18 protein-coding genes are annotated in these 20448 nt (G+C 51.2%); 12 read left to right on the top strand and 6 right to left on the bottom strand.

Going from position 1 to position 20448, the window contains the following annotated elements; translation table 11 throughout:
- Positions 1–50: 50 nt before the first annotated feature.
- From BMY11_RS20215 to BMY11_RS20235, 5 genes are all read left to right on the top strand, one after another.
- Positions 51–827 carry a DeoR/GlpR family DNA-binding transcription regulator gene (locus BMY11_RS20215; protein ID WP_090580344.1) on the top strand — a complete coding sequence of 259 codons (777 nt, stop codon included), beginning with the start codon at positions 51–53 and terminating at the stop codon, positions 825–827.
- A gap of 44 nt (positions 828–871) precedes the next feature.
- Positions 872–1675, top strand: coding sequence for a histidinol-phosphatase HisJ family protein (locus BMY11_RS20220; RefSeq protein ID WP_177182730.1), 804 nt, complete (start codon positions 872–874; stop codon positions 1673–1675).
- A gap of 220 nt (positions 1676–1895) precedes the next feature.
- Positions 1896–2924, top strand: coding sequence for a zinc-binding alcohol dehydrogenase family protein (locus tag BMY11_RS20225; protein WP_090580351.1), 1029 nt, complete (start codon positions 1896–1898; stop codon positions 2922–2924).
- A 28-nt stretch (positions 2925–2952) separates the two neighbouring features.
- Positions 2953–4578 (top strand): glycoside hydrolase family 140 protein, encoded by a 1626-nt coding sequence (locus BMY11_RS20230; protein WP_090580354.1) that lies wholly within the window; start codon positions 2953–2955, stop codon positions 4576–4578.
- A 117-nt stretch (positions 4579–4695) separates the two neighbouring features.
- Positions 4696–5535, top strand: a complete 840-nt coding sequence (locus tag BMY11_RS20235; RefSeq protein WP_090580357.1) for a TetR/AcrR family transcriptional regulator — start codon at positions 4696–4698, stop codon at positions 5533–5535.
- A gap of 100 nt (positions 5536–5635) precedes the next feature.
- On the opposite strand, the gene BMY11_RS20240 is transcribed toward BMY11_RS20235, so the two are convergent.
- From BMY11_RS20240 to BMY11_RS20250, 3 genes are all read right to left on the bottom strand, one after another.
- On the bottom strand, positions 5636–6424 hold the full coding sequence (locus BMY11_RS20240) for an ABC transporter permease (protein WP_090580361.1): 789 nt from the start codon (positions 6422–6424) through the stop codon (positions 5636–5638).
- Positions 6421–7308, bottom strand: coding sequence for an ATP-binding cassette domain-containing protein (locus BMY11_RS20245; protein WP_090580364.1), 888 nt, complete (start codon positions 7306–7308; stop codon positions 6421–6423). Before BMY11_RS20245 ends, BMY11_RS20240 begins: the two co-directional genes overlap by 4 nt.
- Before the next feature lie 179 nt (positions 7309–7487).
- A complete protein-coding gene (locus BMY11_RS20250; RefSeq protein ID WP_256217666.1) occupies positions 7488–8693 on the bottom strand; it encodes an ROK family protein in 1206 nt (401 codons plus the stop codon).
- Positions 8694–8914: 221 nt separating this feature from the next.
- Here BMY11_RS20250 and BMY11_RS20255 point away from each other — a divergent pair, with 221 nt between their 5' ends.
- Both BMY11_RS20255 and BMY11_RS20260 read left to right on the top strand, forming a co-directional pair.
- Positions 8915–9553 carry a chromate transporter gene (locus tag BMY11_RS20255; RefSeq protein ID WP_090580370.1) on the top strand — a complete coding sequence of 213 codons (639 nt, stop codon included), beginning with the start codon at positions 8915–8917 and terminating at the stop codon, positions 9551–9553.
- 21 nt (positions 9554–9574) lie between these two features.
- Positions 9575–10108, top strand: coding sequence for a chromate transporter (locus BMY11_RS20260; RefSeq protein WP_090580372.1), 534 nt, complete (start codon positions 9575–9577; stop codon positions 10106–10108).
- 29 nt (positions 10109–10137) lie between these two features.
- Here the strand turns inward: BMY11_RS20260 and BMY11_RS20265 are convergent, their stop codons facing one another.
- Positions 10138–11154 (bottom strand): formylglycine-generating enzyme family protein, encoded by a 1017-nt coding sequence (locus BMY11_RS20265; protein ID WP_090580375.1) that lies wholly within the window; start codon positions 11152–11154, stop codon positions 10138–10140.
- 180 nt (positions 11155–11334) lie between these two features.
- On the opposite strand from BMY11_RS20265, the gene BMY11_RS20270 reads away from it, so the two are divergent.
- On the top strand, positions 11335–12813 hold the full coding sequence (locus BMY11_RS20270; protein WP_090580379.1) for an arylsulfatase: 1479 nt from the start codon (positions 11335–11337) through the stop codon (positions 12811–12813).
- 99 nt (positions 12814–12912) lie between these two features.
- Here BMY11_RS20270 and BMY11_RS20275 read toward each other — a convergent pair whose 3' ends face one another.
- On the bottom strand, positions 12913–14040 hold the full coding sequence (locus BMY11_RS20275; RefSeq protein ID WP_177182731.1) for an AraC family transcriptional regulator: 1128 nt from the start codon (positions 14038–14040) through the stop codon (positions 12913–12915).
- A gap of 180 nt (positions 14041–14220) precedes the next feature.
- Between BMY11_RS20275 and BMY11_RS20280 the strand changes: the two genes are divergently transcribed.
- Genes BMY11_RS20280 through BMY11_RS20290 form a run of 3 tightly spaced genes read left to right on the top strand, consistent with a single transcriptional unit; the run spans position 14221 to position 17219 of the window.
- Positions 14221–15327, top strand: a complete 1107-nt coding sequence (locus BMY11_RS20280) for a Gfo/Idh/MocA family protein (RefSeq protein ID WP_090580385.1) — start codon at positions 14221–14223, stop codon at positions 15325–15327.
- A gap of 18 nt (positions 15328–15345) precedes the next feature.
- A complete protein-coding gene (locus tag BMY11_RS20285) occupies positions 15346–16185 on the top strand; it encodes a DUF6807 domain-containing protein (RefSeq protein WP_090580388.1) in 840 nt (279 codons plus the stop codon).
- Between the two features lie 17 nt (positions 16186–16202).
- Positions 16203–17219: an NAD(P)-dependent oxidoreductase gene (locus tag BMY11_RS20290; protein WP_090580391.1), complete on the top strand. Its 1017-nt coding sequence runs from the start codon at positions 16203–16205 to the stop codon at positions 17217–17219.
- A 195-nt stretch (positions 17220–17414) separates the two neighbouring features.
- On the opposite strand, the gene BMY11_RS20295 is transcribed toward BMY11_RS20290, so the two are convergent.
- The gene (locus BMY11_RS20295; RefSeq protein ID WP_177182732.1) at positions 17415–18278 is read right to left on the bottom strand and encodes a helix-turn-helix transcriptional regulator; all 864 of its coding nucleotides are present in this window, start codon (positions 18276–18278) and stop codon (positions 17415–17417) included.
- Positions 18279–18429: 151 nt separating this feature from the next.
- On the opposite strand from BMY11_RS20295, the gene BMY11_RS20300 reads away from it, so the two are divergent.
- The gene (locus tag BMY11_RS20300; RefSeq protein ID WP_090580395.1) at positions 18430–20403 is read left to right on the top strand and encodes a glycoside hydrolase family 127 protein; all 1974 of its coding nucleotides are present in this window, start codon (positions 18430–18432) and stop codon (positions 20401–20403) included.
- The last annotated feature ends 45 nt before the right edge of the window (positions 20404–20448 follow it).

The following is a 20448-nucleotide window of genomic DNA, read 5'->3' on the forward strand; positions in this document are numbered from 1 at the left end:
TCGTTTCCCGGCTTTTTTTTTCTAGAAGGAGATAAAGGTGGAGAAACAGTATGCTGCAAGTTGAGCGGATGAGCCTGATATTGGCTGAATTAAATGCAAATGGCAGAGTAATGGTCAATGGGCTTGCTGAACAGCTTGAAGTATCTAAAGTAACAATCCGTAGAGACCTGGAGTTGCTCAGTCAGGATAACAAACTCCTCATCGTGCACGGGGGTGCAATTAAACCCAACTTCAGATTATATGAGGCCCCTTTCAACCAAAGGCATGACATCAACATCGAAGAGAAGATACAAGTTGGCAAGAAAGCAGTCGACTGTATACAAGATAATGATGTAATCGCATTCGGCGTTGGAACAACAACACTTCAAATCGCAAAACATGTGCAGAACAAACATAATCTAACCATTATTGTCAGCTGTGTATCGATTCTTAATCAATTGATCGAGAGGAAGAAAGCGGGTGTTTTCAGCGAGAAAATCATCTTCCTTGGCGGCGAAATCGATACGGATCAAATGTTTGCAACAGGCAGCATGATGCTTGATATGCTGGATAGATTATACATCGACAAAGTATTCATCGGTGCGAGCGGCTATTCAATTGTCAATGGCATCACAACGTACAATATCGAAGAGGGTAACTTCTTGAAGCGTTTGATTAATCGTTCTCGCGAAGTCTATCTCGTTATCGATCACACGAAAATCGAAGCCAAATCCTTATTCAAATACACGGAATTTAATGATGTAGATTATATTATTTGCGACAGCAATCCGCCAACCGACTGGAAGAAACCATTGGAGAATGGGAAGGTTCAGTGGATTAAAGCATAATGATGGCGTCACTCATTTTATTATCAGGAAGGATTCATACATCCATGAATAGATCGCCAGCTATTGTCGACCAACATGTTCATACGAGTTATTCTCCTGATTCGACCGAACCATTAGAGAATATCGTCCGTCTCGCGCATTCGCTTGGGAAATCATTCGTTGTGACGACAGATCATTTTGATTATGATTGCAAGTATTTCAAGAAGGATGTCTTGATTGACATGCCTGCGTATGAGCGAGAAGTTGACGTATTACTCAGCAAGTACGAGATCGATATTCGAAAAGGAATAGAAGTCGGATATCGCCGAGACTATCATAACGAAATCAATGCTTATCTGCAGCAGTATTCATTCGACCTTGTTCTGCTCTCCGTTCATAATAATGGTGTTCTTGATTTTGCGGAAGATAAGTTCCAAGGCCAGCCGCTTGATCGCGTATTCACTGACTATTTCATGCATGTATTCCATTCTGTGAGTGATATGGACAATTATGACGTCGTTGCCCACCTTGATTACTTCGTCCGTTATTCCAAACGGGTTATTAACGAATCTGATTACAAACGAGTAAATGACATCCTATATGATCTATTGAAAGTTATTATCCGCAAAGAAAAGACATTGGAGCTCAACACGACTGGACTGTTCCGTCAAGGCTGGATACATCCGCACTCTTATTTACTCCGCATGTACATCGATTTGGGCGGCAAGCTGTTTTCGCTCGGATCCGACGCACATCGATTAGAGCATTACGAGAGAGGCTTCGAACAGGCAATCGAGTTATTGAAGTTCTATAAGATCCGGGAGATCGTTCAGTTCAAGAACCGGATACCGTATACGGTTTCTATTTAGAAGGAGTGCCCTTGATATCAATAATAACGCACAAGTGCGATGGCCTTTCTCAAAGGCATTGCACTTTTTTTGTTGAAATGATAGCGATACCTATATCAAAATTCGGAATGAAAATGCGATTTTCTTATATTTTAATATGCCTTTACAAGAGTAGAATAAGAGAGAAGGTAGGCAGCAGAGCTATAGCGGGAATGTCGATGCATAACGAGGAGGCGTTACGATGAAAGGGATTGTTTGCGACGAAATTGAACGGTTTCGGATGACGGATGATTTGCCGGAGCCAGAGCTGCTGGACGGTCACGCGATTGTAAGTATTCGGCGGGTTGGCATCTGCGGTACCGACTACCATGCTTTCAGAGGGAATCAGCCATTTTTTCACTATCCACGCATATTAGGGCATGAGCTGTCGGGTATCATCGAACAAATTGGCGATAATGAAGGCTCGCTTCATACCGGTGATCAAGTGTCCATTATTCCGTATTTGCATTGCGGTCATTGCGTAGCATGTCGTAGAGGGAAGACGAACTGCTGCACAGATATGCAGGTGCTTGGTGTGCATGTTGATGGAGGGATGCGCGAGAGGATCTCGATGCCAATCACTCACTTGCTTCGTACCGATGGTCTGTCTCTGGATGAAGCGGCGATTGTAGAGCCTCTCGCAATCGGCGCTCATGCTGTGCGTAGAGCGGGAATTGGTGCTGGTGACAGGGTTCTCGTCATAGGCTCCGGGCCAATTGGTCTTGGAGTGATGCTCTTTGCGAAAGATGCGGGAGCAAGCGTAATTGCGATGGATATGAACGGAGAACGGCTGGCGTTCTGCAAAGATTGGGCGAAGGTAGATCATACCGTTAACGCCTTGGAGACGGACGTGAAGCAGCGGCTCTCAGAACTGACTGAAGGTGAGTTTCCTATTGCTGTGTTCGACGCGACTGGAAATGCCGGTTCGATGAACAGATCATTTGAACTGGCGGCGCATGGCGGGACGCTCATATTCGTCGGACTTGTCAAAGGAGAGATTACCTTCTCCGATCCTGAATTCCACAAACGGGAATTAACGCTGATGGGCAGCCGAAATGCGACAAGGGAAGATTTCAATCATGTACTAGATGTTCTGCGTCATACGGAAGTCGCTATCGATAAATACATTACACATCGTTCTTCATTTGACGGAATGATAGAAGCGTTCGATCAATGGTTAATGCCGGATAGCAAGGTCATTAAGGCGATTGTAGAGCTGAAAGCGGACTAACTATTTCCACTCGGGATGGTGAAGAAGCATGGGTGATAAGATAGCAGCGAAGTTGTGGTCATGCGTAGAGCTTACTTTCGAGGCGGCGAGGAGCTACGAGAATCCGTTCATGGATGTAGAGCTTCATGCTCGGTTTACAGGCTCCAATGGGCAGGAGCTTCTGATTCCTGGTTATTGGGCTGGGGACCATCAGTGGAAAGTTCGATTCACGCCGAGTGCTGCAGGCGATTGGACATACATAACGCAATGTTCGGAGGCGACAGACAGCGGGCTACACGGTCGGCAAGGTACAGTCACGGCCGCCGCTTGGCAGCCAGGGGAGCTGCTCGCAAATCCGAATCGAAGGGGATTCATTCGTGTTCATGAATCCGGCCGCTTCTTTGAATATGCGGATGGAACGCCATTTTATTGGATGGGAGACACGCTATGGTCCGCACATACGCTGCGCTGTGATCTGGAGACGACGCTGCCTACTTACTTGGATGACCGCAAGCGCAAAGGGTTCAACGTTATTCAGATGGTAGTCGGTCATCCGACGGCAGATGAACATGGCGAGGAAACGGCGAGTTATGTGAAATATGACCCGGAATACTTCCTCAACGAGGGCGGAGCTCCTTATTTAGAGCGGTATTCCCGCATTAATCCTTCTTACTTCAATTTCTTGGATTTGCGTATTCAACGGATGCTGGAGCAAGGCTTCGTACCTTGTCTGATGGCAATGTGGGGACAGGATCTGCAAGGCATAAAGGTAGAAGGCGCCAAGCATTATCTTCGTTATATCATTGCGCGTTATGCGGCCTATAATGTCATGTGGTCGCCGACGGGCGAATATTTGTTCACGGACAACGTTGAAGGATGGCGTGAGCTGGGCCAGGAGTTTCACCGATATGATCCGTACGGTCATCCGACCTCCGTTCATTCGATCGCACCGCATAGCGCAAGCCGCCACTACCACACAGAGGAATGGTATGATTTTAACTTGATCCAAGTCGGGCATGTGCTCGCGTTCAAGAACTTCATGGCGGAGCTCCCTCTTATCGACTATCGTATGGAACCGCCGAAGCCTGCTATCATGAGCGAATCCTGGTATGAGAACCATCCGAATTGTGTGCTGGAGGATGGTCGAATTCACGATAAGTCGATTCGGTTCGCAACCTATGTGCCGCTGCTGCAGGGCTGCATTGGACAGACCTACGGCGCACATGGCATCTGGTCGTTGTATAATGATGAGCAACAGGAGAAGTGGACGGATTTCTTCCGTCCAGATGTATGGACGCATGATCTGAACCTGCCTGGCTCCGGTCAAATGCTGCATGTTCGGTCACTTATGGAGTCGGTCGATTGGCGGCATCTTGAGCCGCATCCGGAATGGGTGAGCACGACTGTCGAGAGCAATGTATACTGCGCGGCTATTCTGCAGAAGCAATATATTGTCTACTGCACAGGCGGACGGACAGCTATGCCGGTTATGGTCATGATTCTTGGGGAGAAGCGTGGCGGCGGGCAATATGCGGGCCAGTGGATGAACCCGAGGACAGGCGAGTGGAGCCCGGCAACAGGTGAATACCACGGCTATGGCAGCGGCATGATGTGGCGGGCGTTCACACCGGATCAGGAGGATTGGATCTTACGGATTGAGCGGATTTTAGAGTAAGCGGGGTGAAAAGGATCTAGCCGGGTTCTATTATTGGAAAGTGTCAAATTGTGATATACTGTTTATGTGATATACAATTTCGGTGCTTGAAGAGCATAATACCGGAGGATCTGAAATATGCGGAAAGAAAGAAATACAGATGTGACGCAAAAGGAGAATTTTGATTCAGATTCAGATGCAGCTGCGAACGCAGATATCGATGATGTACTCCAAAGCTTGCCGAGTGCCTTGGCTATAAGTTGGGGGTACGTAAAGCAGCAGAAGCGCGGACCGAAAGGCGAGCTGAGCATCAAGATGATCGTCGATGCAGCGATCGCAATCGCCGACAAGGATGGGCTATCCGCCGTTTCAATGAACCGTGTTGCACAATCGCTCGGTTACTCCGCGATGTCGTTGTACAGATATATCCAAAGCAAAGAGGACCTGATACTGCTCATGCAGGAAGCCGTCTGCGCCTATGACGTACCGCCGATATCGGAGGATGAAGACTGGCGGGAAGGCTTAAGGGACTTTGTTCGGGTAACGGCATCGGTATTCTGTGCGCACCCTTGGTTCGGTGATATACCTGTCTCTGGTGTGCCGATGACGCCCAATCATCTGCAAATCGTTGACTGGGCGTTGCGATCGCTTCGAAATATGCCGTTCAACGATTACGAGAAAATGTCGTTCGTGCTACTAGTGAGTAGCTACGCTAGAAGCGTCGGTCTCATTCAGCGTGATATGATTCTCGCGGTTCGGGCGGGTAAGACACCGGAGGCATTCAGCGGTCTCAGCTATACGGGAGCTTTGAAGCAGCTCGTTACGGCGGATGCGTACCCCGATTTGCACCCGGTTGTTGAATCCGGGGTTTATACCGGAGAGAACGAAGTTGAGAATACGGTAGGCAACGACTTCGACTTCGGCCTGGAGAGGATACTGGACGGCATCCAGGTTTACCTGGAGCGGAAACGGCTATGAAGCTCTTAGCAAAATAAAGCTCATCAAGCAAAGAACCGCAAAAGAACAGCGCCCCGGCCAACTTGGCAGGAGCGCTGTTTTTTTGAGGCAGGAGCCGATTTTACCGCCGTCCTGCCTTCCGCTTGAAGACAAGGTTGCACCAGATGAATGCGATCGCGAGCAGCCCCAGGCACCAAGCAAGCGCCAACCATCCGTTGTTATGAATCGGCGTTCCGTTCAACAGTCCGCGAATCGTCTCAATTACCGGAGTAATCGGCTGGTGCTCGGCAACTCCGCGCAGCCATGTTGGCATCGTCTCGGTTGGGACGAAGGCGCTGGAGAGATAGGGGAGGAACAGCAGCGCGAAGCCGTATCCGCTTGCCGCGCTCGGGTTGCCCGAGGAGAGTCCGATGGCGGCGAACAGCACGGTGAACGCTAGAATGAATAACGTGATGACTCCGAGCGCAGCCAGCCATTCGCCCGCAGAGGCGGAGGAGCGGTAGCCGACGAGATGACCGACCCCGATGACGATTCCGGTCGCGACCAGATTGCGCGCAAGACTTGCGACGATATGCCCCGTGATAACGGAGACGCTATGAATCGGCATCGTACGGAATCGGTCGATGATACCGTTCGTCATATCTTCGGCAACACTTACGGCAGTTGAAGAAGAGCCGAATCCGGCACATAACAGAATAATGCCAGGAACAACATAGACCACGTAGTCTCCGCCTGGGTCAATCGCCCCTCCGAACACATAGGTGAACATCAGCATGAGCATCACGGGGAGAACAATCGCCATGACCAGAGCTTCGGTATTGCGCAAGCTTAGCCGGATGCTCCGTCCGATAAATACGGCGTTTGTCGTGAGATACGTCGGTTTCACTTCTGTCATTTGTGCAGGTGTCATACAGATGCCTCCTCTTTCAGCTGTGTAGTAAGCGCAACGAATACATCGTCCATGCTCGGTTTGCGAATGGTGACGCGCGTGCCAGGGGCAATCCGATCACCAAGACCATTGAGCGTTTGCCGGACATCGTGCAGACTTCCGCTTGTCGGGATCGACATGACCACTTGCTCATCTTCGCCGATCAGTTCGATGACTTCACCACCAATACGGGATTTCAGCTGTTCCGACGTGCCGGTCGCAACGACATTCCCGCCGGATATAACGGATATCTTATCTGCAAGCTGATCAGCTTCCTCCAAATACTGAGTTGTCAGAAACACAGTAATTCCACGCGACTTCAATTTCACAATAATGTCCCATAAGGAACGTCTGCTTGTCGTATCAAGCCCAGTAGTCGGTTCATCAAGGAAGAGAACGGGGCGTTCCACGACGAGGCTAATCGCCAGATCCAGCTTGCGGCGCATGCCGCCGGAATAGGTTTTTACCCGTTTGTCCGCAGCAGCAGTCAAGTCAAAGAGCTCAAGCAGCTCAGCAGTTCTCACCTTTGTGTTAGCGGAAGTCAATCCCGACAGCCTGCCGATCATATTCAGGTTTTCCCGGCTCGTCAGCATCTCGTCAACCGCTGCAAATTGTCCCGTCAAGCTGATCGAACGCTTGACTCCGCTTTGATCTGTGGCCACATCATGTCCGGCAACCTTGGCGGTGCCTGCGTCGGCGTTCGTAAGTGTCGTTAAGATGTGGATCAGCGTCGTTTTACCGGCGCCGTTTGGACCAAGCAGCGCGTAAATGGTTCCTGTTGGCACGATCAGATCAATGCCGTTCAAGACTGTCTGCTGACCATAGCTTTTACGCAAGCCGTGAATTTCAATGGCATTAAGGTTCATTTGCATATCCTCCAATATAAAATTGATTATGTTATAAACAGTTATTTATATAAACAGTATATACATTAAACAGTTGTTTGTGCAACATGTGGACAACAAGAAAATTTTCAAAGGGCGCCGGAAAGTTTTACCCGCAACAAAAAAGCGATTGCTTCATAATGAGCAATCGCTTTTTTACATTATCCAATCTCCAGCCGATTCCGAACATTTAATGCCGCGCCTGTCACAACGGCGTCCTCGGCAAGGCTGCCCCTGGAGAAGCGGGGCGTGTAATCAGGGGCGTAATACGTATTCCCTAGTGCAGTCTCCGTCGCGATCCGATAGAAGTCGGGGCTTGAGTTCAAGAGGATGCCTCCGAGCAGGACGAGCTCTGGATGATAGAGGTTAATCAGGTTAGCCAGTCCGATGCCGAGATAAGCGGCGGCCTGCTGGAAGGACTGCTTCACGGAAGGTTCATCGTCGCCCAGCGCCTTCAATAAGACTTCGTAATTGATCCGTTCTTGGGTGACCCCGTATCGCTCGCATAGCGAAGAACTGCCCCTCTTCGCATTCGCTCGTGCCTCGCGCTCCAATGCGGGAACGGAGCAGAACGCTTCAAGCGCGCCGTAATTGCCGTTCTCATGCAGCCTCGGACCGTCGGAATGAACGATCATTTGTCCGATTGAGCCTTCGGTATCGTATTTGCCATGGACGATGCGTCCGTTCGTCATCATGGCGGCGCGTAGGTTGACTCCGGCGTGCACATAGAGCGCGTGCTCGGCGCGTGGTTCGTGCGAGGCTACGATTTCGCCCATCAGCGCGGTGTTCGCTCCATTTTCCAATATGGCAAGGTGGCCTGTCGCCTGCTCGAACATCTGGCAGATCGGAACGTTCGTCCACCCTTCGGCGGCGAAATACAGCGGACGGAGAATGATCCCTTGGCTTCGCTCAAGCGGACCAACGGCGCCGATTCCAAGGCCCAAGATTTGCTCCGCGCCGATTCCGTGATCCTTCAATAAACGCTTCATTAAACCGGAGGCATGCTCGACGAGCGCTTCCGGTTTCATGGCTTCATCCATCCACCAGCGGACGAGCGACTTCGGATTTAGCGCCATATCGAATAGGCCGAGCGTAGAAGAGAACCGGGATATTTCCAATCCGAAAATATACATGTAATCCGGATTGATCCGGTAGAGAATCGGTTTACGGCCGCCACTTGATGGCCCGAAGCCGGTCTCGGTGATCAGCCCATCGGCAACGAGGTCGTCGAGGAGCCGGGTCAATGTGCTGTTCGTCAATTGGTCAGCCGCAAGCAGCTCCGCCTTGGATATCGTGCCGCCGCTCTCAGCGATCCGCGAATAAATCCGTTCTTTGGGGGTGGAAACTCGACTTTCGATAAGGTTCACGGTGTATCCCTGCCTATCGGTTATCTTTCGTATGAATGCTCCAACTATCATTTATTATATCTCAACGAACTTTAATCCAAAATAGATTTTTCTCATCGGAATACTATTTATCAACGCCTTATATAACTGACATAAATTCATTTGATACGAAATTCCACCAAATACTTAAATCCAAAATGGAATAAAGATGATATTATAAAGGTATAAGGAGTTGAGCGGTCATGCTGAGCAATTGGCAAAAGCAATTTAGAACATGCGGCGAGCTGTTCGCCATCTTTACAAAGATAGGTCCATCGACGTTCGGGGGCGGATATGCGATGATTCCAATCATCGAACGGGAAATCGTAGGCAAGCGGCAGTGGCTCGATGAAGCGGAATTGGCTGACATGCTGTCACTCGCGGGCAGTGCGCCGGGAGGCGTAGCGGTCAACTCAGCTGTATTCGTCGGGTATCGCAAAGCCGGCATCGCCGGAGCGATCGCGTCCGTCATAGGCATTACGCTTCCGGCACTTATGATCGTCATCGTGCTTAGCCTAGTGTATCTGCTGTACGGCTCGAATCCGAAGCTGATTGCCGCTTTGAAAGGGATTCATGGCGCAGTAATCGCACTCATTCTGATGGCGGCATACAGGATGGCGAAGGCGTCTGTCATAGACAAAACAACGGCCGCCGTCGCAATCGTGACCGTCCTCGTGCAAGTTATATTTAAAATCAACCCGATCTATATCATTGTGATCGGGTTATTCGCGGGCATCGCAATCATCAAGGGCAAGGAGCTAATCGGGCATAGAACGAGTATGGATCAACTTCAATCGCGGCCTAGCGCGCAGGAGCTCTTCGCGCCTGAATATTACATTTAGACAAGAGAGGGGTGGCAGACTATGGTATGGCAGTTGTTCTTTACTTTTCTGAAAATCGGATTCGTTTCCTTCGGCGGCGGCTATGCTGTCATCCCGATGATTCAATATGAAGTCGAAGCGCATGGCTGGCTCGAGACGGAGCGGTTCCAACAAGTGGTCGCGATGGCAGGCATGTCCCCTGGTCCGATCTCGACGAACACAGCGACGCTCGTCGGCTACGACTCGGCTGGCATACTAGGCGGCATCGCCGCAACACTTGGCATGGTACTGCCGTCGCTTGCCGTTATTGTTTTGCTATCGGCACTCTTCTTCCGGTTCCAAGGGAGCAAGTGGCTGAGGTCCTCGCTGTATGGATTAAGACCGATCATTGCGGGAATGATCGCATACGCGGCGCTGCATTTTGGATTCTTGAGCGGCAAAGAGGCGTTTACGTGGATGACTGTATCGACGTTAGTCATCTGTGCGGGCTGCTTGGTGCTGCTCACGCGGTATAAGCTGCATCCCGTTGCCGTGATTGCGGCGGCAGGCGTGGCAGGCATTGTTATATACACATGAGAAAAGGTTGTCAGATACAACCTTATTTGTTAGGCGTCCCGCGCACAGCGGAATCCGATATTGCTGCTGGAGCTGTCAGGCGTATTCGAGCTGCGTGCAGCTACGCGATAGCGATTGCAATAGGATTTGTGGCAGAGGAAGGAGCCGCCGCGCATCGACTTTGCCGTCCCCTTGGCTGGACCTTTCGGGTTGTGGCGAGGTCCTGTTAGGTGATCGTTCGGACTGAACCAGTCTGAACACATCTCCCATACGTTTCCTGACATATTGTACAGTCCGTAACCATTAGGCAGATAGGCGTTTACTGGCGATGTTCCGACATAGCCGTCGCTGGCATGGTTCTTCGTTGGGAATTTCCCTTGCCAGATGTTGCAGCGATGCTCGCCGCCTTGCTTTAATTCATCGCCCCACGGGTATCTCTTCTGCATAAGCCCTCCGCGCGCGGCGTATTCCCATTCCGCTTCGGTAGGGAGCCGTTTACCTGCCCAGCGGCAGTACGCTTCGGCATCCTTCCAAGTGACTTGGGCGACAGGATGGTCTAACCGGCTTGCAATATCGGAATCCGGTCCTTCCGGATGCCTCCAATCCGCCCCTTGCACGACCCACCACCACGGCGTGCTTTGAACGACGCTTACCACCTTCTTCGCCGTTTCAGGAGAGACGAGTGCATGAAATACGAACGACCAGCCGAACTGTTCGGTTTCGGTAGCATAGCCTGTTTCATCGATGAAACGGGCAAATTCTGCATTGCTAACTGCGCAAGGATCCATATAGAACGGCTCCAACGTCACTTCTCGGATCGGTCCCTCCCCGTCGGCCGGAAATCCCTCAGAGTCGTCCGTTCCCATCAGGAAGGACCCGCCTGCCAAATGCACCATGTTCTGTAGCTCCGCACGTTCGTGGTCAGACGGAAGGACAGCTTTATCACGCGGATCGAGCTGTAAAGAGGCTTGCACGTCTAGCGGAACATTCAAATTCAGAGAATTCAAATTCGCTTCGCTCCGCTTAGCCGCGCAGCAAGGTTGTATCGAAGATGATTGCAGGTCCATTGTCCGAAGCTCCTTTTTCGCTAACGTTTGAAGCCATTATACATGTAATTCTGCGCTTTCACGTACTTCTATGGATAAATCTCCCGATTTTGACGTGCAGCGGGGTCTTGTATGCAGGTAAGATAGAGTTAGATGTTGAGAGTAATAATGGTGAACCGCACAAAGTGGGAGGATGTAAGGATGCAGCCGAATATTTTGTTAATTACCGTAGATCAAATGAGAGGGGACTGCTTGCACTATCTGGGCCATCCCGTCATTCAAACTCCGAATTTGGACAACTTGGCGAGGAATGGGGCAACCTTCACGAACGCCTACACAGCAACGCCTTCTTGCGTACCGGCAAGAGCAGCGATCATGACCGGCATGAAACAGGAGAATCACGGCAGAGTCGGGTATCAGGATAGTGTGCCGTGGAACTATGAGCATACCATTGCCGGGGAATTCGCAGCGGCAGGCTATCATACTCAGTGTGTTGGCAAAATGCATGTATATCCCACTCGCAACCTATGCGGTTTCCATAACGTGGTGCTGCATGATGGCTATATGCATTACAACCGGGACCGTTCCAAGGCGACCCCGTTGTCATGGTGGGACCAGTGCGATGATTACGTGAATTGGCTTCGCGAGAAAGCAGGATCAAGTGTAGATATTATGGACAATGGCCTTGATTGCAACGCCTCGACGGTAGCGCGGCCATGGCATCTGGATGAATCCCTACATCCCACGAACTGGGCAGTGACGCAATCAATCGACTTCTTGCGCAGACGCGATCCGAGCAAGCCATTCTTCTTATGGACTTCGTTTGTCCGGCCTCATCCGCCGCTCGATCCGCCGCAAGCTTTCTTGGATCTGTATGACGGGCTCGAGCTGCCGCAGCCGCCGATTGGCGATTGGGCGGATCGGTCCGATAGCAGTCGCGACGGCTTGAATCCGACAACGGGCCGCGGCATTGTGCATGAGCGTATGCGGCAGCGGGCACTAGCTGCTTATTATGCGCTGATTACCCATGTAGACCATCAAATCGGGCGTCTGTTGAATGCTTTATTCGAATATGGTGTCCGGAGCAATACAATCATTCTGTTTACTTCAGATCATGGCGAACTGATGGGCGATCATTTGTTGTATAAGAAGATACTTCCTTATGAGGGCAGTGCGAAGGTTCCTTTTATTCTGAGCGATCCAACCGGTACATTGGAATTGAAGAATGGGAAGCTGGTGGACGACGTCATTGAATTGCAGGATATTATGCCGACACTGCTTCATGCGGCAGCCGTTCCGATTCCAAGTTCCGTTGATGGCATGAGCGTCATTCCACTCGCTCAGCGAGTGGCGAAGAATGAGGTAGCGTGGCGTGCATATATCCATGGAGAACATAGCTATGGCGAGCTGTCCTCCCACTATTTGACCGATGGAAAATGCAAGTATATCTGGCTCTCGCAAACAGGCCAAGAGCAACTGTTCGACTTGGAGCATGATCCGCAGGAGCTATGCAATTTGGCGGGGCTTGAGCAGCACGAGCACTTGCTTACGCTGTGGCGCGGGCGGTTGATCAGTGAGCTTAACGGCCGAGAAGAAGGGTATTCGGATGGTTCGAGGCTTATTGTTGGACAAACACCTGTGAATGTACTGAGCCATTTGCTCGCTAGTAACGATCATTGATCGGGCAGAGGGAGCTTTCGGTTGAAGGCTAGGCTCTATCGGATATGACAGTCCCTTATTAAGAGAAACCCGACTTCGTCAATGAAGTCGGGTTTCTTGTTAGTTAAAGGCTTTGCCAGTCGAAGATGGCGCAGTATTATCGAAGCCTGTTCGCTCGGCAATCGTTGCCAGGTTGAGCTTCGTATCGACCAAGAGCTTCTTGACCAGATTCAGCTTGACCGCGAGAATTTCGTCATGCGGCGTTCGTCCAAGCGATTTCTGGAATCGGCTGTCCAGTACGCGGCGTGATACCGAGAAGTGATCAAGGAGTTGCTGCACTTGAATGTCTTCGTGAGCGTGATCACGGATGAAGCGAATGACATCGGATACCATTTTGTCTTCAACGGCAAGTACGTTGGAGGACAGCCTGACTTGAATGCTGGTAGGCTCGATCAAGTGGATCCGTTCTTCAATGGACTCGCCCGCCATCATGCGATCCAGCAGCTGCGCAGCTATATATCCGGTCTTGAGTGCGTTCGTCTGGATGCTAGACAGAGGCGGGTTGGAAAGCTCGCACAGCAATTCGTCATTATCGACGCCAATAACGGCTGCTTCATCAGGCACGGCAACGCCGACATATCGGCATGCTTCCAGAAGCTGCTGGCCGCGAATATCATAGCACGCCATAATTCCGATCGGTTTAGGCAGCTCCTTCAGCCAGCGGATCAGCTCTTCGCTGCTGGAATGCCATGACTCTTCATGCGCCGCGTCCGCAGGCTCGAAGAATAGGCAATCGTAGCCTTGCGACCGCAAATATGCCTGATAGGCTTCGCCCCGCAGAATCGACCATTGGAAGCGGGGGTCGCCGTAGAAAGCGAAATGCTTGAAGCCGCGCTCCACGAAATGCTCAGCCGCCATCGCTGCGATGGACTGATCGTTCGTTTCCACACAAGGCAAGGTAGGAATTCTTCTGGATGCGCTGACGTCAATAGCGGGCAGCCCCTTCTCCCGGATGAACCTCGCCGTCTGCTCATTCTCAATCCGCGCAATAATACCGTCCCCGTTCCAATGGTCCAGCCACGCGAAATTGTTACTGCCTCTGCTATATTCTCCTAACGTGACGGACCAAGATGATGCATGTTCACGAAGGTAGTTTTTGATCCCGTTTAACAGTCCGCGCGCATACTCGTTAGAGGTTTCGATGAGCAGCGCGACCTGTTTGCGCCTCGGTGATGTGAATAAACTCATTAGATCCCCTCCATTTCGACATATTTCCCAATAGTAACGCCTAATCATGTTACTTATTATACAATACTCGCGTAAAAAATCTCATTTTTATAAAAAATAATTGCATCGACTTCCTCTGCCACTCGGTTTAAAGTTAGTTTTGTTAGCGCTTTAGCAAGCACTTATTAGGAGGATGCTCAAATGCAGCAAAAAGTACGTGTGGCTATTATCGGACTAGGCTTTGGAGCAGAATTTATACCCATTTATCAAAATCATCCGCATGCTGAGATGTATGCGATCTGCCAACGATCAGAAGACAGCTTGAACCAAATTGGCGATCATTTCGGCATTAGCGCCAGATATACGAGCTTCGAGCAATTGTTGAAGGACGATCAGGTCGACGCTGTACACATTAACACGCCGATCCCGAACCACGCTGAACTGAGCATTGCCGCGCTTAAAGCAGGCAAGCATGTTGCTTGTACCGTTCCGATGGCTACGACGGTGGAGGAATGCCGCCAGATCGTGGAAGCGCAAGAGCAATCCGGGAAAAACTATATGATGATGGAAACTTGTGTGTTTACACGTGAATTTTTGTATGTGAAGGAACTGCGCGATTCGGGCAAGCTTGGCCGCATTCAGTTCTTGCGCGGGGCGCACCATCAGGAAATGGCGGGGTGGCCTGGTTATTGGGAAGGTCTTCCGCCGATGCATTATGCGACGCACGCCGTAAGTCCGCTTCTGGCGCTGGCTGGTCAAGAAGCCGACTTCGTATCCTGTCAAGGCTCAGGCCGCATCGCTGACAACCTCGCTGAGAAGTACGGTTCTCCGTTCGCTGTTGAATCCGCTTTATTCCGCTTGCGTAATTCGGAATTGGCGATGGAAGTAAGCCGCTCCTTGTTCGCAACGTCGCGTGAATATGTAGAAAGCTTCGATATTTATGCGGAGAAAATGAGCTTCGAATGGCAGCAGCTGGAAGGTGAAGCTCCAGTCGTATTTACTGGCGAACAGGCGGAGCGGGTGAACGTGCCGGATTATGCCCATTTGCTACCAGAAGGCATCCGAAAGTATACTACGGAAGGTGTCTATGACGCATCCGAGAACGTGCACTTATCCTTCAAGCAGGGCAGCGGCCACGGCGGTTCCCATCCGCATTTGGCACATGAATTTATTATGAGTATTGTGGAGCAGCGTCCTGCTTTTCCAGATGTATATACATCGGCTAACTGGACCTGTGCGGGGATCTGTGCACATGAATCCGCGATGCAAGGCGGCGAGCTGGTGAAGCTTCCGCAATTCCGCAAATAGGAGAAGGGGGAAAAGAAGATGCAGCCATCCTTTTTAAGAGTGGAGAGTACGGAGTCGTGCATCCGAATCTTTCGCAGCGCTCAGTCCGAGCCGATCGTGGAGCAGCACGCAGAGCCAGGTAAGAGACCCTATATTCATCCGGTCGTTGCTCCAGATGGAGGCGGCGTACTGACGGAAAATGTGCCTCCTCATCATCCTTGGCAGCACGGAATTTATGTGGGGCTGAACGATGTGAATGGGGTCGGATTCTGGGAAGAAGGGCTTCGGAATAAGCCTACGGACGGCAGCTTTAATCCGTTGCGTCTTCAAGCGGTCATTGTCGAGACGAACTATGCGGCTTGGGAAGTAGAGACAGAGTGGCTCGATCCGAATGGACAGCCGATGCTGATTGAGACTCAAGGCTGGCGTCTTACCGATCACGGAGAACGCTACGAGCTGGACCTGGTCTGGTCTTTAAAGGCGGTAACTGCGATTACTTTCGGACAATACACCTATGGCGGCTTGTTCCTCAGAATGCCTTATCGTGAAGAGTTCGGGGGTCAAGCGATCAATAGTGAAGGCCAGATTAATGGGGAAGCAGAAGGGCAGCGCGCTCGCTGGGTCGCTTGCTGCTTGCCGATCGAAGGCAGGTCGGATGAAGCGGGTATCGCTTATATGGATCACCCCGGCAACGCTGAGCATCCGGTTCCTTGGCGCGTCGATAATCAACTCGGTATCTCGCCGAGCCGCTGCATCTCTGGCGCTTGGCAGCTTGGTGTTGGTGAAGTGAGCACCTCGAAGTACCGCGTTCTCGTCTTCTGCGGAAGCACGAATCCAGATGTTGTGAATGCAAGCTGGCAATCATTCGCTAGTCTTTAAGGAGGGAACTACAGAAGATGAGAACGGTCATTGTTGTAAGTCCTGCGTTCGAAATCGTATGGCCATGGACAGCGGATCGCTTCCACAGCCTCTTTGCGGCGCAAGGTGCAGCGGAGTTTACGCGGTTGGAGCGAGGGGAAACGCGCACGCTGGACCAGCTTATCGAAGAGCCGGGCAGCGTTACGAGATTAGTTACCTTGATGGGCCCCATTACGGCCGAAGGTATGCGTGCCTTCAGCAGCCTGCAAGAAGCGGTCATTATAACACAGCCATATGACCGCACAATTCCAGAAGACCTGCAGCAAGTTTTAGAAGATGCTGGGGTGAAGCTGTACCGCCATAATAGCGAAGGGTATTGGGGACAGTCCGTATCCGAGTTCGGTCTTGCCTTAACGCTATGCGGCTTGCGGCGTATTCCGCAAACCCACCACGAGATTATGACAAGCTTGCAGCCTTGGGATTATGATCCGATTGGCGATAATCCAAAGCGCAGAGGGCATCAATTCGGGGATAACCCTGGCTTTACGAGCGGAACGGTCGAAGGCAAGCGTATTCGTATCGTAGGAGCTGGCAATATCGCCTCCAGATACGCAAGCTTCGTCAATATGCTCGGTGCTGACGTTGCGGCGTGGGACCCGTTCGCTCCGGAGCCTAACTTCCACCGTACGGGAGCACGAAAGGAATGGCATCTGGATCGGCTCGTTCAAGATGCGGAAATTTTCGCGCCGATGGTGCCATTGACACCGCAAACGCAAGGCCTTGTTACGGCTGAGCACATCTATGCGCTGCCGAAAGGCTGTTTAGTCGTATTGGTGACGCGCGCTGACGTCTGCGATATGAAAGCGATTCGGGAACGCGTACTGAAGGACGAAATCAGCCTCGCTGCAGACGTATTTGATATTGAGCCTCTGCCGCTTTCAGACGAACTTCTTGGTAGACACAATGTCGTGCATACGCCGCATAATGCGGGTCGCACGATTCAATCGTGTGAGCGTTGGGCAGAACTGTTATTCCAGCAATTCTTGCCGGTATAAGCGGTATCCTATTGGCTTCCCTACTCAAGCGGGAAGCCAATGGTTTACTGCAGCGGTCAACCGTCAGCGTTCAGCAGCTGCAAGCGGCAAGCGACTATCAGAGGTCGAATTGGTCGGTATATTAATAAGCAGTGACCTATGGTCACCTAGGGAGCCTTCCCGACGAAGGCTTCTTTTTCATCTTCCGGCGCACTCCTACGACGAGTACTGCTTGCGGAACCGAAGAGGCGAGACGCCGGCATACTGCTTGAAGCAGCTGGAGAAGTAAGGCGCGTACTGGAAGCCGACATGCTCGGCGATTTGTGCAATCGACCATTCCGTCTTGAGAAGCAGCAGCTTGGCTTGCTCTAGCCGGTATTCGTGCAGGTACTCCATCGGCGTGCAGCGGTAGATCTCTTTCATGCATCGCACAACATAGTTCGGGTGAAAATGAAGTGCAGCCGCAAGGCTCTCGTTCGTCAACTCTGTCTGGTAATACTGCCGCAGGAACGCCTCCGTCTTCTCCGCAAGCTTCAAGGCAGGGGAATTGCTCTTCCCGCTATTGCTCTCCTCCAGCACATGCAGCAGTTCCATGAAGAGCTGCTGCTCATTCCAGAACGCTTCGGAGCGGAGCCCGCCAGCCGAGGCAAGCAGCTTCTGCAAATGCCGCTCAGCCATCTCGAACTGCGGCGGCGAGGCGTACTGCCGAATCCGAATCATATAAGGGTTACTCCAAGCGTTGCGCACCGGATGGACAGAGTCTTGAGGAGTATCCGCCACATGATAGGTTCCTGTGAAATCAAAATGAGTCCAATAGAAAATCGTTTCTTCCTCACACGGTCTGACCGAATAATGATAGCGGTCCGGAAGCAGCAGCAGCGTCTGTCCCTTTGTTAACGACCATTCTTGATCGTCTTCGCCAATATAGAGCGTCCCTTTCACAACCCATAATAAATCGAACAGCCCGATGTTCTTCCGGCTCGGATGCTGCTCTCCCGGCTGCAAGGTCGTTAACCCGGTTGTAATGTAATACGGAACGGGAGGAATCTCCATTATCACGAATGTCTGCTGCTGGTTCATGTGCACATCCCTGCTCTCGAAATGAGTGTCATATTTTATAAAAAATGTGTTGGTCTTATTCGTAGTTTCCCGTTATTTATAACGATAAACTGGATAACAAGAATAGTCAAAAGTCATATAAAAGTCACTCGAATTCCAGGAGGGAATACAGATGGGAGCACCACAAGTAAGGATCAGCGATAGATTTTGGGATTCGTACATAGAGCTTGTCAGGAAGACGGTCATTCCCTATCAATGGGAAGCGCTGAATGATCGAATTGCGGATGCCGAACCGAGTTATGCGATCCGTAATTTCCGCATTGCGGCAGGACTGGAAGAGGGCGAATATGGCGGTATGGTCTTTCAAGACAGCGATGTGGCGAAATGGCTTGAGGCGGTAGGCTACTCGCTTGCGAATCATCCAGATGCAGCATTGGAACGAACAGCGGATGAGGTTATTGACCTGATTGCATTGGCTCAGCATGATGATGGCTACTTGAATACCTATTTTACGGTAAAAGCTCCCGGAGAGCGGTGGACGAATCTCTATGAAGCGCATGAACTCTACTGTGCGGGTCATATGATAGAGGCTGCTGTCGCTTATTATGATGCAACGGGGAAGAGGAAGCTGCTCGAAGTTATGTGCCGATTCGCTGATTATATTGACCTCGTATTTGGCAGCGAGCCCGGCAAGCTTCGCGGCTATGACGGACACCAAGAGATTGAGCTTGCGCTGGTCAAGCTTCACAAGGCAACGGGAGAAGAACGATATCTGGAGCTGGCGAAGTATTTCATCGATGAGCGGGGAGCGGAGCCGAACTTCTTCACTGAGGAATGCAGGCAAAGTGAAGGGGTTAGTATTTGGACAAAGCAGAAGCTGCCGGTCCCTTCTACTAATCAATTGGCGTACCTGCAAGCGCATCGTCCGGTTCGCGAACAGGATACGGCAGTTGGTCACTCGGTCCGAGCTGTCTATATGTATGCGGCTATGGCGGATCTAGCAAGGCTTACGGGGGATACGAGCTTGCTGGATGCATGTCGCCGGCTATGGGCGAATACGACGAAGAAGCAGATGTACATTACGGGCGGAATCGGCTCAACGCATCACGGTGAGGCGTTTACGTTCGATTACGATCTTCCGAACGACACCATATACGCGGAAACCTGCGCTTCCATCGGGTTGATCTTCTTTGCTCAGCGCATGCTGCAGCAGGAGGTGAAGGGCGACTATGCGGACGTGCTGGAGCGGGCGCTCTACAATAACGTGATCGGGAGCATGTCGCAGGACGGCAAGCGTTACTTCTACGTTAATCCGCTGGAGGTGTGGCCGAAGGCTTCACAGTTAAATCCCGGACGTCATCATGTAAAGGCTGTACGGCAGAAATGGTTCGGCTGCTCCTGCTGTCCGCCGAATGTAGCTCGGCTGCTCAGCTCCTTGAACGAGTACATCTACACAACGTCTACAGAGGACAATATCATTCATACGCATCTCTTTATCGGCAGCGAAGCTAGCTTTACATTGGCGGCGGGAAAGGTGGCGTTTGTTCAGCAATCGAACCTTCCATGGGAAGGCCAAGTGTCGATCGAGCTAACCGAAGCGCCGAAGGAGGCGTTCACGCTTGCGCTAAGAATACCGTCTTGGAGCCGCGGGAAGGCTGCATTAACAATTAACGGAAAATCTTCGGAATATGAAGTGGAGAATGGGTATGCTGTCGTATGTCGTGTATGGTCGCAGGGTGATGTCGTTGTGTGGGAGCCTGAACTGAAGGCACAGCTGACTGTTGCTCATCCGGAAATTCGAGCGAATGCGGGCAAAGCCGCTATTGAGAGAGGGCCTCTTGTCTATTGCTTGGAGGAAGTCGATAACGGCAATGCCCTCTCAGCCTTGACCATTCGAACGGAGATGGAACTCCAGTCCAACTACGACACTAGCTTGCTTGGAGGGGCGGTAACGATTACAGCGGAAGGCCAATCGGACAACAGAAATTCATGGCAGGAGGATACACCGTACCGCCCGTTAGAAAATAATGAGCAGTCACCAAGCGTTCTCCTTAAAGCGGTACCATATTACTTGTGGGGAAATCGTCAGCAGGGAGAAATGACCGTATGGACTCGGACTGCTTCCGCGGGGAGCATAGATAAATAAACAAACAAGCCCAACACATCGGAGTGCCTGGGCTTGTCCTTTTCA

Source organism: Paenibacillus sp. OV219, from assembly GCF_900110075.1.
GTDB lineage: Bacteria > Bacillota > Bacilli > Paenibacillales > Paenibacillaceae > Paenibacillus_Z.

What these genes read in the sequence shown, in the direction of transcription:
- BMY11_RS20215 (WP_090580344.1), top strand. Translation starts at nt 51, where the DNA reads ATGCTGCAAGTTGAGCGGATGAGCCTGATATTGGCTGAATTAAATGCA.
- BMY11_RS20295 (WP_177182732.1), bottom strand. Translation starts at nt 18,278, where the DNA reads ATGAACCAGCAGCAGACATTCGTGATAATGGAGATTCCTCCCGTTCCG.
- BMY11_RS20230 (WP_090580354.1), top strand. Translation starts at nt 2,953, where the DNA reads ATGGGTGATAAGATAGCAGCGAAGTTGTGGTCATGCGTAGAGCTTACT.
- BMY11_RS20280 (WP_090580385.1), top strand. Translation starts at nt 14,221, where the DNA reads ATGCAGCAAAAAGTACGTGTGGCTATTATCGGACTAGGCTTTGGAGCA.
- BMY11_RS20255 (WP_090580370.1), top strand. Translation starts at nt 8,915, where the DNA reads ATGCTGAGCAATTGGCAAAAGCAATTTAGAACATGCGGCGAGCTGTTC.
- BMY11_RS20265 (WP_090580375.1), bottom strand. Translation starts at nt 11,154, where the DNA reads ATGGACCTGCAATCATCTTCGATACAACCTTGCTGCGCGGCTAAGCGG.
- BMY11_RS20285 (WP_090580388.1), top strand. Translation starts at nt 15,346, where the DNA reads ATGCAGCCATCCTTTTTAAGAGTGGAGAGTACGGAGTCGTGCATCCGA.
- BMY11_RS20235 (WP_090580357.1), top strand. Translation starts at nt 4,696, where the DNA reads ATGCGGAAAGAAAGAAATACAGATGTGACGCAAAAGGAGAATTTTGAT.
- BMY11_RS20275 (WP_177182731.1), bottom strand. Translation starts at nt 14,040, where the DNA reads ATGAGTTTATTCACATCACCGAGGCGCAAACAGGTCGCGCTGCTCATC.
- BMY11_RS20260 (WP_090580372.1), top strand. Translation starts at nt 9,575, where the DNA reads ATGGTATGGCAGTTGTTCTTTACTTTTCTGAAAATCGGATTCGTTTCC.
- BMY11_RS20240 (WP_090580361.1), bottom strand. Translation starts at nt 6,424, where the DNA reads ATGACACCTGCACAAATGACAGAAGTGAAACCGACGTATCTCACGACA.
- BMY11_RS20245 (WP_090580364.1), bottom strand. Translation starts at nt 7,308, where the DNA reads ATGAACCTTAATGCCATTGAAATTCACGGCTTGCGTAAAAGCTATGGT.
- BMY11_RS20270 (WP_090580379.1), top strand. Translation starts at nt 11,335, where the DNA reads ATGCAGCCGAATATTTTGTTAATTACCGTAGATCAAATGAGAGGGGAC.
- BMY11_RS20225 (WP_090580351.1), top strand. Translation starts at nt 1,896, where the DNA reads ATGAAAGGGATTGTTTGCGACGAAATTGAACGGTTTCGGATGACGGAT.
- BMY11_RS20220 (WP_177182730.1), top strand. Translation starts at nt 872, where the DNA reads ATGAATAGATCGCCAGCTATTGTCGACCAACATGTTCATACGAGTTAT.
- BMY11_RS20300 (WP_090580395.1), top strand. Translation starts at nt 18,430, where the DNA reads ATGGGAGCACCACAAGTAAGGATCAGCGATAGATTTTGGGATTCGTAC.
- BMY11_RS20290 (WP_090580391.1), top strand. Translation starts at nt 16,203, where the DNA reads ATGAGAACGGTCATTGTTGTAAGTCCTGCGTTCGAAATCGTATGGCCA.